The sequence below is a fragment of the Acidithrix ferrooxidans genome (genome assembly GCF_000949295.1).
Taxonomy (GTDB): Bacteria; Actinomycetota; Acidimicrobiia; order Acidimicrobiales; family Acidimicrobiaceae; genus Acidithrix; species Acidithrix ferrooxidans.
In genome coordinates this window covers 1-12055 of record NZ_JXYS01000039.1, presented here as the reverse complement: position 1 = coordinate 12055, position 12055 = coordinate 1, and the positions used below count along the sequence as shown (strand labels likewise).

The window sequence follows — 12055 nt, the reverse complement described above, 5'->3', positions numbered from 1 at the left end:
TGGAAGGCCCCCATTTAATTGATCCGCTACTAATGTGAGCTTTGTATCCATAATGTAGATGGAGGAAATTATTGTGAAGTCCAAAAGGCATACCCGTTCTACTCAAGGTAAGCAGGGCGCAGGTGCGCAAGAAGATCGCCGAAGGGGACAAGATGCTAAATGACGGTGCAACCATAAGTGAAGTTGCCGCTTTGCCATAAAAGCCCTAAGGCGCTGCACTTACCGAGACGACCTGGCACCGATGGAAGAGTACCTACGCTGCATTGAAGGGAACCAAAGTAAAGCTTACTCAAGGAACTTGAATCTAAAGAACCGTCGTCTAAAGAGCATCGTTGCCGACCTAACTCTTGATGTCTCCATGCTTAAGGAGGTGACGATAAGAAACTTCTAACCCCGAATCGTCGTCGTATGGTAGTTCACAAACTACAGATACGATTCGGGGTTTCTAAAGAGACGAGCCTGCAAAGTAGCAGGTCAAAATCGTTCTACGCAGCGTACCGTAGCACCTGAACGCAAAAGTGCAGATCTAGACGAAGAGATCACGCAATTCCTTAGAACGTTTGTCCTAGAACACAAAGCTCAAGGTTACAAAAGAGCATATCGCTACGTCATAGACAAGGGATACCATGTCAATATCAAAAAGGTAAGGTCTCTTTGGCGACAAGCCGGCTTGAAGGTACCCTATAAAAATAAGAAGAAGTCGACCGTTGGTAAAGCATCTTCTAGTCACGACAATCCATGGGCTACCACGTTCCTCTGGAGAAAAACGTTTCATGGGCACTTGACTTTCAATTCGACCAGACAACCGATACTCGTACTATCAAGATCCTTTAGTATCATTGATTAATAGTCAAGCCCTAGGTTGTGAGGGAAGCCCTAGCGTCAATAACAGCCAGATCGATCGATTCACTAGGGGTTATTGCCGTCCTGGATGATATCGTAGCAAGCCGAGGTCATCCTATCTAAATAAGGTGTGACAACGGACCAGAGTTCATCTCGAAAGCTCTTTCGGAATGGTCAATTGAAATGGGCGTAACCCTTATGCCTACCGAACCCGTATCTCCATGGCCCAGTGCAGCTTTATGGGGTCAGAGTTGAATCTTTCAATTCCAGATTAAGAGATGAATTTCTCAACGGCGATCTATTCGAGAGCGTCGAAGAAGCACAAGCGCTGCTAGATATCTATAGCGATGACTTCAATGAATTTAGAAGTCACAGCTCTCTTGGATACCTATCTCCGACACGATTCCTAGAACTCACCGCACAAGACCAACGAATGGTGCTTACCAAGTCGTATAAACGACGAGGTTGGTACGCTCCGGCGTGTTTCGTGAGGGTTTGAGGAAGAAAGGTTGATTGAGTTGTGGACGATTGCTAGTGGTAATGAGCAATGTTCCGTTCGTGTTGAATAGGTTTTTAAACATACTTTGAGAATTGCTATTCCGTATGGTTCGTGATTAATTTTCTTGGTGGCGGGTCCCCATTAGAGGAAGTGAAGAAGTACATAGAAAACCAGAAACTCCCAAGAGGTAAATCAGGGAGACCAAGAAAGAACGAGGTCGCTTGACCCCTCCCTTACGGTAGGGGATTACGCTCCCGTTGGTTCAATTGACTACACACGGTTTGGGATCTTTTGTAAATTAAAGTTAAAGTTCCGAATGAGGCTTAGGCGGATTTTGGGGATCATGCCGTGCGTTTGTTTAGGAAAGTCATGGTGACTTTCAAGGCGAATGTTTAAAGATATCAGGACCTATGTATGCAATTTGTTGCAATGCCTGATGATGCAGACAACTCATAACGATAGCGCAAATCCAAGTTGGTAATAGAGGCCCTGGGGAGATAGTGTTATTGTTCTAGAAAAAATTGCCATACATTGCACCTAGTCGGTCAGGTGCATTCTTGCAATATCTCAGGCTACGGTATCTCTGGCCACAATTTGTCTCCACGACGTTGAAGGTGATTGGGCCGAGCCAGATCGCGGTCGTTCTGGGTACTTTCTACCTTGACTTTAAGTTAGATCCTTTTAGTCCTATGGTGAATTTAGGAAGAAGTGGCGTGGCCCAAAGGGTTAATCTTTAAGGTTGGCCTATGCGGTTTTGGCCCTGCGGCTAAGTAAAGATCGTCTGGATTTGAGTTCATTTTCGAGCTCGTCTGGGCGATTACCTTCATCGCTAATTCTCATAAGGATCGAAATCAGAATGTAATTTGAGATCAACGATGATCCGCCATAGGCAACAAATGGTAAGGTCACTCCGGTAAGGGGTAGCAGCCGCACGATTCCACCCATTATGAAAAACGATTGAAGACCAATTATCATAGTGAAGATAGCCGCGATTAGGGAGCCAAAAGGGCTCTTTGCTCGCAGTGCGGCTCTGATTCCGATTCCAACTATGAGTAGGAAGGCCATCACTATTGCGCTGGTTCCCAAGAGCCCCATCTCTTCACCGATAGCGGCAAAGATGAAGTCTGACGTTACAACAGGAATGATTGTGGGGTGACCCCTCCCGAGACCGGTACCAGAGATCCCACCTGCAGCCAGAGCATATTGGGCCTGGACGATCTGATACCCTATTCCTTGGGCGTACTTCCATGGGTCTATCCAGATAGTTACTCTTACGTTGACCTGTGTAAAAAGATTAGAGGCGCCAAGCGCTCCAAGGACAAACAAAATGCTGCCACCAAAGAGGTAGCGAATTCTAGAAGTCGCCATCCATATCGTGATGATGAAGACTAAAAAGAGCATCAACGAAAAGCCAACATCTCGCTCGAGAGTCATGACTAGAAGCGATGCAATCCACGCAGTGGCAATGGGTCCTAAGATTCGTATATTTAGCGATTCTCGGAGGCTCAAACGACTCCCCATGGCGCCCAACACGTCGCGTTTTTCAATGAAGTAGGAGGCAAAAAATATTGCGAGATTTAGCTTGGCAATTTCTACAGGCTGAAAGCTGACCGGTCCCAGTCTTATCCACAACCTGGCGCCATTTATATTTTGCCCTATTCCTGGTGCTAGCGGCAGAACTAATAGCAGCAGTCCCGAAAGCGCCAGGAGGAATCTATATCGGTCCAAAATTTCAGATCGATTTACTATTATTAGTGTTGAAATATAGGCTATCACGCCCAAAGTGGCCCAAACCCCTTGAAGAAGTGCTTCTTGTGGATCTAGACGTGCGATCATCACGTAGCCCAGACCGTTTAAGAGGGCGACAATGGGCATCAGCGCTGGATCAGCATAGGGTGCCAAAAAGAGATTTGCAATGTGGACAACAAGTGGCAATGCGACCATGGCGACTAGGACGATGATCAGGTTGGAGGGTAGGGCGGAATTGATGCCTAGCGATGCTAAAAGAAAGGCAAGAATTGTAATCCCAGATGCAAGTAGCAGCATACCGAGCTCGCTCTTTCGCTGCCGGGTATAGCGTTTGACATTAGCTCGTTGTGGAATTTGCCCCATTGCGGCAATTCTTGAACCCAAAAACGGACTCCTTTTCTGGGTGTAGGTTAGCGCAGTGATAAATTAGCGCAATTATTCCGAACCGTTGGCGTCTATGATAACACGATTCCAAGCTAACACGAGTTATGGCCACGTTATGACCATTGCCAAGGTTTGACGATGTCCTTGGTCGAATCTATCTTTGGCACTTTGACCTCTACTATTTCGCCTCTGGCCACCACAGACGTTTGGTCTTCATTGCTAGATCAGATCCCTTAATGCCTGGTTCTTCTGGCGTGGGCAGGGAAATTGGAGGCAAAAGATTTCTGAATACGAATTCAGATTAGCCAGCTCGTTTTGCAGGTGGTGTAATAGGTAATTTGTCGCAACTAGGCCCCTATCTTTTAGTGGGGGCTTTGTTTGATAGAAATCTATAAAAGACTTGCATTATGCGCCGGGCTAATTTTTTGCCTGGTTTTCACTATTTATTTGAGGGATCCTAGTTGACGTCTAGGATGAATTCAATCTTAGGCAAAAAGCAGTTGGCGCCCCAAGACAGAATTGAACTGGAGTCGTTTGAATGACGCAATTAGACTTTCGCCACTTACGCGGTGATATATCTCGATGGATCGAAGAGGATCTAGGAGCAGGTGACATTACGTCAATACTCACCATTCCTAATGAGAGATCTGGCGAGGCTGTATTCGTCTCTAAAGGCGACGCGATTATTTCAGGCCTGCCGATCGCCCGAGAGATCTTTCGAACTATCGATTCAGATGTCTTCTTTGAATTGGAAGTTGACGAAGGTAGCCATGTTCGCAATGGTGAAGTGCTCGCCCGGGTCAGGGGAAATCTTCGATCTATCTTGGCTAGCGAGAGGTTATCTTTGAATCTAATTCAAAGATTGAGCGGAATCTCTACTATGACATCTACTTTTGTGGCAGAGGCTCGTGGGACAAAGGCGAAGATCGCCGATTCTCGCAAGACCACTCCTGGTCTTAGGTATTTGGAGAAGTATGCGGTCAAAGTTGGTGGTGGCGTGAATCACAGGTTTGGCCTATTCGATGGGATCTTAATCAAAGATAACCACATCGAATCCTTGGGATCAGTGCGAGCAGCTACGATGGCTGCCAAGGCAAATGCGCCTCATTATCTAAAAGTCGAGGTTGAAGTCTCTAATTTGGACGAGCTTCAAGAGGCTCTTGAAAGCGGAGCCGATGGAGTCTTGTTGGATAATATGGACGATAGATCTACAGAGGAAGCAGTTCGAATCGTTGCAGGCAGAGTCCTGGTCGAGGCTAGCGGAAATATGGTGTTGAGTCGGATTGCTCAAGTGTCCCGTATCGGCGTTGATTTGATCTCAGTAGGTGCCCTGACTCACTCCGCAAATGCGATCGACATCTCATTGGATATCTCATAGCAGCAATAGTGCATACCAACAATGGATCCTAAGCGAATGGCAAGGTAAAGCTTGCTTGGTGTATGATTATCGATAGGTACTAGTCTTAATGACTACAACCGCATGTGCTTAAGGCATAGGGAGCGAATTATGTTGAGCATTGATCTCTCGCAAGAGATTATGGAGTTGAAGAAGAAGCGGAATGCAGTTATCCTAGCTCATTCATACGAACGTCCCGAAGTTCAGGATGTGGCAGACTTTGTAGGAGATTCACTTGGCCTTTCCCGAGTGGCGGCCAACACTTCGGCCGACATCATTGTCTTTGCTGGCGTTCACTTTATGGCCGAAACCGCCGCGATTTTGAATCCTAAAAAGACGGTATTGATTCCAGATTTAGATGCTGGATGTTCTTTGGCTGACACGATAAGCGCAAAGGACGTCCAGGAGTGGCGGGATGAAAATCCTAACGGGCAAGTGGTTGCTTATGTCAATACATCCGCAGAGGTAAAGGCCCTGGCCGATGTCTGCGTAACTAGCGCTAACGCTGTTGCAGTTGTGCAATCTTTAGATGCAACTCGACCGATATTTTTTCTGCCTGATATGTTTCTTGGAGCTCACGTAGAGCGTGTCACTGGCATCAAGATGCACGTTTGGATGGGAGAATGTCACGTGCATGGCGGAATTGGAGATAAAGAGATTCGCGAGACTCTTGAAGCGCATCCAGACGCCGAGTTTTTGATACACCCTGAATGCTCCTGTGGAAGCTCTTGTCTGTACTTGAAGCCCGATGCCAAAATGCTTTCAACTGAAGGGATGGTGACCTACGCTAAGGCGTCCGACCGGACAGAATTTGTGATTGCTACGGAAGTCGGTATCATTCATCGGTTGAACAAGATGGCGCCAGGTAAAAAGTTTTTACCCGTCAAAGAAAGTGCTATCTGTCAATATATGAAGATGATCACCCTTGAAAAGATATATGACTCTTTGGTCGAGGACAAATATGTTGTGTCGGTGGACGAGGAGATCGCAAGGGCTGCACTAGGGGCAATCGAAGCCATGATCTCAATTGGTTAGTCAGTCTGTGTTTGAAGAGATTGAAACTGACCTTTTGATTATTGGAAGTGGCGTAGCGGGAGCCTATGGAGCTTTGCTGGCCTCTTCGATGGGCGCTAGGGTGATGCTTGTTACGAAGACCGAACTTGTCTCTGGATCCACTCAATGGGCCCAAGGCGGTATTGCGTTCCCTGATGGCCGAGATGATATTCCGTCGCACCTCGAGGATACCCTTCGTGCTGGTCGTGGCTTGAGTGACCCGACGGTAACGCGGGAGATTCTTGGTGAATCTCTGGAACATCTGGCGCTACTCAAGGAGTTGGGTATGGACTTTGACCCTGAGCTGGCACTAGAAGGTGGACATTCACGACCGAGAGTCAAGCATATCGGAGGCGATCGTTCTGGTCTCTTCCTCTTGAAATTTTTGCATAGCAAACTTATTGGCCGAATAACCTCGCTAGAGCGCCACTTTGTCGTTGGTCTGAGAGCGGCAGAGGACGAGTCTGTCATGGGCGCTTGGGCTTTTGGTCCTAATCAAGAGTTGATAAAGATTACTGCAGCCTCGGTAGTCCTTGCCACAGGTGGCTCAGGCCAGCTCTTTTCCGTTACAACAAATCCCCCAGAGGCAACTGGTGATGGCATAGTGCTTGCATTGAAGGCAGGCGCCACCATCAGAAATATCGAATTAGCTCAGTTTCACCCTACGGCACTTATGGATGGTTCTCTTATCTCTGAGGCTTGCCGAGGCGAAGGTGCCATATTGCTCAACAAAAATGGTGAGCGCTTTATGACTCGTTACGACCCTTTGGGTGAATTGGCACCTCGTGATGTTGTTGCGCGTGCAGTAATCAATGAAGAGCGCTCAAGTGGTGGTGTCTTTTTAGACCTGCGTCCAGTGGGAGACCTTGCGAACTCATTCCCTACGGTCTATGCCTCTTGTGTTGACCTTGGATTAAACCCTCTGTCGTCGCCAGTGCCGATTTCGCCTGCTGCCCACTATCAAATGGGTGGAGTAAGCACCGATAGTCACGGAAGAACTACCGTTGCTGGCTTGTTTGCTGCAGGAGAAGTCGCAAGCACTGGACTGCACGGTGCGAATCGCCTAGCGTCAAATTCACTGTTAGAGGGGCTGGTAATGGGTGCAAGGGCAGCTAGAACAGCTCTAAAGGAACTCGAGGTTCCCGGGCATTGTGATGATGCCCCTCCTTTTGTTGGCGGTCTTGACCTTTATTTGCGTCCTCAGATTCAACAGATTATGACCTCCTGTGCATCGGTTTTGAGAAATGGCGTTGAAATTCAAGACGGCAGGAGACGGTTGAACCTTTTTGAGTCATTTGAAACCTCACTTCCAAGTGAGGTGGAGACCCTGAATCTGCTAGAGGTAGGAAAGTTAGTCCTTTCGGGTGCGCTGGCAAGACAGGAATCTCGAGGTGCTCATTATCGAGAGGATTTCGATCATCTCTCCAGTATTGCATTTCATGTCGATCAAACTAAGGATTCAATCTCTTTAGTTCCATTTGGAATTTAACCAACTCATTGGTGTCTTTGGGATCGTCACAATAGAAAGATAAAGTCGTATAATTAGAAATCTTCGGCGGTAAATTCTCGCTTTACCAGCCACCATATCTTTGGTATCTTGGTAAAGGTTTTCATTTTCGTCTCTGGTGGTCGAAAATTGCGCTGAGATCTTAAAAATATTATCGTTCGTATCCGAATGGGACTCCATATGCTATTAGAGTTTTCTAGAGCTTGCATATTTGAATGGTTTTGTGGGGGTATGGCTGAATGTCAGAGATTTCAAAGGAGAATTTTCTCGCGTATTTTCCAGGTCCAAAGGGTGAAAACTCGCAGTTTATAAAGGAACTTTTCGGGACGGTCTTGGATGATTATTTTCACTGGAGGCGCAACTACTATCCGTCAGATCCCACGGTTATCTCCCCGTCCGAGGCGCATGATTTCATCGACGAACGGAGTGATCTTCAAGAGCGTTTGAGTGAGATGCTAGGGCGACTACGACGGAGTTTCCCATTTTATTCTCCTCGTTATATAGCTCACCAACAGGGAGAGACCACTATTCCCGCCCTGGTCGGTTCTCTTGCTGGTCTTTTGTACAACTCAAACAACGTCACCTCTGAGACCGGAGCAGTGACTCTTGAATATGAGATTGACGCCTGTAATCGGCTGCTTGGAATGATAGGATTTACCCCTCCTCCCGATCCACCTCGGGTCGTCACCCAAGCTTCTTTGGACGAATATCACAAGATGCTCTCATTTGAATATGCTTGGTGTCATTTGACTTCCGGGGGAACTGTCGCCAATATCGAATCGCTTTGGGTGGCTCGAGCTGTAAAGTATTTTCCGCTATCGGTGCGTGATACCGCAATCGCGCGGGCTCTCGAACTCAAAGTTAACGTCATCGGCGAAGATGGCCTTGTTGGCATGCGAAATATTTCTGAGGTTGACCCTCAAGAGCTGCTCAATATCGAACCTAGTGAGTCATTGGCTTTGATCTCTAGATATTTAGAGGCGATAAAGCAAAAGATGGGCTCTCCCCGAGGCCAGGATGGCCCATCAGATAATGAAATTGCTGATATGGCATGGCGCTTTTTGGAGAGTGATTCCAAGTACAGCCTTGCTAATGGGATGGCGCGTTGCTTAGTTGACTTCCCGCCTGCGATCTTTGTCTCTGGAGCAGCCCACTACTCAATCTCAAAGGCGCTTGATCTCTTGGGCCTTGGCAAGGACTGTTTGGTCCCAGTTGAGATGAATTCGACCTTTCGTTTAGATATCAACGACCTTGAGTTGAAGATTCTAGACGCGACCAAAAAGGGGCGAATTCCGCTTTGTGTAATTGGAATTGCTGGTACGACAGAAGAGGGTGCGATAGACCCTGTCGATAAGATTATTGAGTTGCGACAAAGAATGCAAACAAAGGGCATCAGTTTTTGGGTACATGTGGACGCTGCCTGGGGAGGGTTCTTTAGGACTTTGCTCATCAAGGCGGCCTCTGAGCGCGTGATCGACGATTTGAACTCTTTGGTTTCAATAGCGTCTTTGGAATTATTAGATGGCGAGTTCGAGTTATTGGTGTTCGAAGTTGATGAGGTCAAGCCGACAATAACAGATCATTTTGTCGAGAAGGTCGTTCGTTTAATCCAAGCACTAGATGATCTTTTATTTGGCGAAGGTGATAGCGACGTCTTGTTCTTGCACTACTCATCCTCTGCATTAGAGGCCCTGGCTGGTCGGGAACTAAGTTCGGTTGCAACTGCGCTGGACTTGCTCTTATCGGTTGTCAATCAATTGAGAGATGGTGACGCTGACTCCAAAGGAACTGCGTTGCCTCCAGATGACTTGGGTAGTTGCGCTTCTAGTGAGATGGTTAGCGATCTTTCGGGAGAGATTGAGCTTGTTCTCTCTAACTTCGACTACGAGAGAAGGAGGGAAGCTCACTTTCACAAGTCGGTTGAGGTGGCCTTTTCAGATAGCGCGATCGTTGGGGCGATAGATGCAATTGCACTAGCGGATTCTGTCACCGTAGATCCCCACAAGATGGGGTATGTGAATTACCCATGCGGTGCAGTAGCATTTCGAAATGACTGGGTCAGACTACTGGTTAGACAAAAAGCGCCTTATATTACTTCGGTTGCAGATGCAAGAATATTACACCTACCTCCAAGACATCTCGTCGAGACGGCCAAGCCGGGAGATCGGGCCAAGGTAGGGTTGATAGCAACCGAGGCCTTTGCCCCCTACACTCTCGAGGGTTCACGCCCCAGCTTCCCAGCTACCGCTCTTTGGCTAAATACTGAGTTGATTCCATTGGATCGGCTAAATCATGGCAAGATCGTGCGATCGTCGTGGCTCGCAGCAAGGGAACTCTTTGAATGGCTGTCGAATTTAAATGAAGCGCTAGACGCCACAGGGATTCGACGAGACTTTGAGGTGCTCACTTATGCAAGGGAAGATGGCAAATCCAAGCCGCCAGATACAAATATTATTATCTTTGGGGTTAGAGCCAAGGGGGATCGTACTTTAGAGGGTATGTGCGATCTTACAAATCGGGTCTATAAGCATTTTTCAATACAGGCTGAACATGGTGAAAGGGAGTACAGCTACTCGCAACCCTTCTTTCTCTCCAAGACGACCTTTGCCCAACCAGCCTATAGCTACCCGACGATGAGAACTTTTATTGAGGCGGCCGGAATCACTGATGGCGAGGCATCGTATCGCCGAAGTGGGGTAGTGGTTTTGCGTTCGACCGTTATGAATCCCTACCTAATAACTTTAGCTAAGCGACGACGAGTAGAGATTCTTCGAGAATTTATTCTGGAGTTTAGCCGAGTGGCTCAGATGGAGACGGAAAAACTTATCCAAATGCCTCTTGGGTAATTGATCGACTTTGGTGGCCTCGGGGCTAAAAGGCGAACTTAGTTCTGTGAATTAAATGCTGGCGCGAAAGCCCTATTGATTGATGGCTAGCAGTCCGTTGCATCTGAATGATAAATGGTGAGTCTACTCACTAGATGCACCTTTTTCAAGGTTCTTCCCTCGGGCTTCATTCTCACTCGCCCGAGGGTCGTTCTTGCCTCTTTGAGCACCGCCAGTATTGCTAGCGGTCTTACGTTCTCTCTTGCGATGATGAGTCATCCCATCATCGCAACTGCCGCCTGTACCAAATGGCCTGGGAACGGGCAGGGCGCTGGACCCAACTGGCCCACAACTGATAACCGACCAGTCGCGGATATTCAATGAAGCATTCTCATCTCGATCCACCTCAACATGACAAGTATCACAGATAAGTCTCTTTGCGAGCTTTGCACCCGTGAGTCTGCCTGTGCAGTTGTGGTGGATTTGCGACGAGGGAAAGAAGCGATCTACAACGACTACCTTGACTCCGGCACGTTCGGCCTTATAGGTAAGCGTTGGTTTGAAGGCTCCGAGTCCGGCATCAGATACCGAACGGCGCAATGCCCGTCTTCCCATACTTCGACCCATGGCAGCGATGTTAAGGTCTTCAATCTTAACTTCGCTGTAGTTATCCACCAGGTAACAGGTTAACTGATGGATACTTTCACGACGGACGTATACGGCTTTACGGACTAACTTGACAAGCTTGGCTTTCGCTTGCCTGTGACCGTGTGATCCGGGTATCCGTCGGGTGAGATTGCGCCCAACCCTACGACGCTCATTCATAGTAGCTCTGAGCGGAGTTGGGTTAGGAATAGCTGTTATGCCGCCATTGCTGTCTGCGATAGTAGCAAGTGACCTTAGTCCTAGATCGACACCGGCGCGGGGGTCTTTCTTGGACATAGTTGCAGACGGTGGAGTAACTACGCTTGTCTTGATCGCGAGCTGGCAGGAGACGAACAACCGACCCCATCTCTGTGATAGAGTGCGCTTGAGTAGACGAGCTGTTGCCAGCAACATTAAATTGACCCAGGATCAGCAACATTAAATTGACCCACCCTCCAGTAAGACTTGTCTGTGGAACATTCAAAACCACGGAGGAGTCATCAAATGCTGAAGGGCAGGACATTAATGAATTTAATTGAATTAAGATCACAAGGACACAGCTATCACGAAATATCTAAACTTGCCGGTGTATCTAGGAATACTGTAGCTAAGTACGTTCGTGATGGAGCAATGTGCGAAACTAAACCACCTAGAGCGCCTAGGGGATCAAAACTTAGGTCCTCTATAAGGAGATGATTGATGGTTTTGTCAAAGACGGATTGATCAGTGCTCCAGCGATACTCTCTCGAATAGAACCTTTGGGCTATAGCTCTAAAGAAACGACGATCCGTAATTACGTAAAATCTATCAAACCAAATATTCGACCTCACGCCAAGGCGACCATTCGCTATGAAAGCAAACCGGGAGCTCAGATTCAACTTGATTGGGGACTCTTTGGTTATGACGATCACCGAGGAACAAGGAGAAACATCGCTGGACTTATGGTGACAATGGGTTATAGCTAAAGGGTCTATCTAGAGTTTGCCCTAACAGCTGACATCTATGGCTTTTCTACCTGTTTGATCAATGCTCTTTATTACTTTGGTGGCATAACCGATGCATTTCTTACCGATCACATGAAAACAGTTGTCCTTGGTGGCTCAACCACTCAAGGATGGGACCTAAATAGTCACACGAGCGACTTGGCTAAATAT

At 47.5% G+C, this 12055-nt stretch carries 9 protein-coding genes; 7 read left to right on the top strand and 2 right to left on the bottom strand.

The features are described 5' to 3' along the window. Nucleotides 1–538 precede the first annotated feature (538 nt). Nucleotides 539–847, top strand: a complete 309-nt coding sequence (locus tag AXFE_RS21395) for a transposase (RefSeq protein ID WP_407071674.1) — start codon at nucleotides 539–541, stop codon at nucleotides 845–847. Nucleotides 848–1072: 225 nt separating this feature from the next. Further along, nucleotides 1073–1342 (top strand): integrase core domain-containing protein, encoded by a 270-nt coding sequence (locus AXFE_RS21390; protein ID WP_052605365.1) that lies wholly within the window; start codon nucleotides 1073–1075, stop codon nucleotides 1340–1342. 744 nt (nucleotides 1343–2086) lie between these two features. Here the strand turns inward: AXFE_RS21390 and AXFE_RS08020 are convergent. Continuing rightward, nucleotides 2087–3475 carry an FtsW/RodA/SpoVE family cell cycle protein gene (locus AXFE_RS08020; RefSeq protein WP_052605364.1) on the bottom strand — a complete coding sequence of 463 codons (1389 nt, stop codon included), beginning with the start codon at nucleotides 3473–3475 and terminating at the stop codon, nucleotides 2087–2089. A gap of 538 nt (nucleotides 3476–4013) precedes the next feature. On the opposite strand from AXFE_RS08020, the gene nadC reads away from it, so the two are divergent. The 4 genes from nadC to AXFE_RS08000 all read left to right on the top strand — a co-directional run bounded on the left by nadC (nucleotide 4014) and on the right by AXFE_RS08000 (nucleotide 10277). After that, nucleotides 4014–4853 (top strand): carboxylating nicotinate-nucleotide diphosphorylase, encoded by an 840-nt coding sequence (gene nadC, locus AXFE_RS08015; RefSeq protein ID WP_052605363.1) that lies wholly within the window; start codon nucleotides 4014–4016, stop codon nucleotides 4851–4853. A 129-nt stretch (nucleotides 4854–4982) separates the two neighbouring features. Beyond that, nucleotides 4983–5906: a quinolinate synthase NadA gene (nadA, locus tag AXFE_RS08010; RefSeq protein WP_052605362.1), complete on the top strand. Its 924-nt coding sequence runs from the start codon at nucleotides 4983–4985 to the stop codon at nucleotides 5904–5906. Between the two features lie 7 nt (nucleotides 5907–5913). After that, the gene (locus AXFE_RS08005; protein WP_200891222.1) at nucleotides 5914–7413 is read left to right on the top strand and encodes an L-aspartate oxidase; all 1500 of its coding nucleotides are present in this window, start codon (nucleotides 5914–5916) and stop codon (nucleotides 7411–7413) included. Between the two features lie 257 nt (nucleotides 7414–7670). After that, entirely contained in the window at nucleotides 7671–10277 is a 2607-nt protein-coding gene (locus AXFE_RS08000; protein WP_052605361.1) for a pyridoxal phosphate-dependent decarboxylase family protein, read from the top strand. 123 nt (nucleotides 10278–10400) lie between these two features. Here AXFE_RS08000 and AXFE_RS07995 read toward each other — a convergent pair whose 3' ends face one another. Further along, a complete protein-coding gene (locus AXFE_RS07995) occupies nucleotides 10401–11315 on the bottom strand; it encodes an RNA-guided endonuclease TnpB family protein (RefSeq protein WP_082058576.1) in 915 nt (304 codons plus the stop codon). 278 nt (nucleotides 11316–11593) lie between these two features. On the opposite strand from AXFE_RS07995, the gene AXFE_RS07990 reads away from it, so the two are divergent. After that, on the top strand, nucleotides 11594–11866 hold the full coding sequence (locus AXFE_RS07990) for a hypothetical protein (RefSeq protein WP_052604141.1): 273 nt from the start codon (nucleotides 11594–11596) through the stop codon (nucleotides 11864–11866). The last annotated feature ends 189 nt before the right edge of the window (nucleotides 11867–12055 follow it).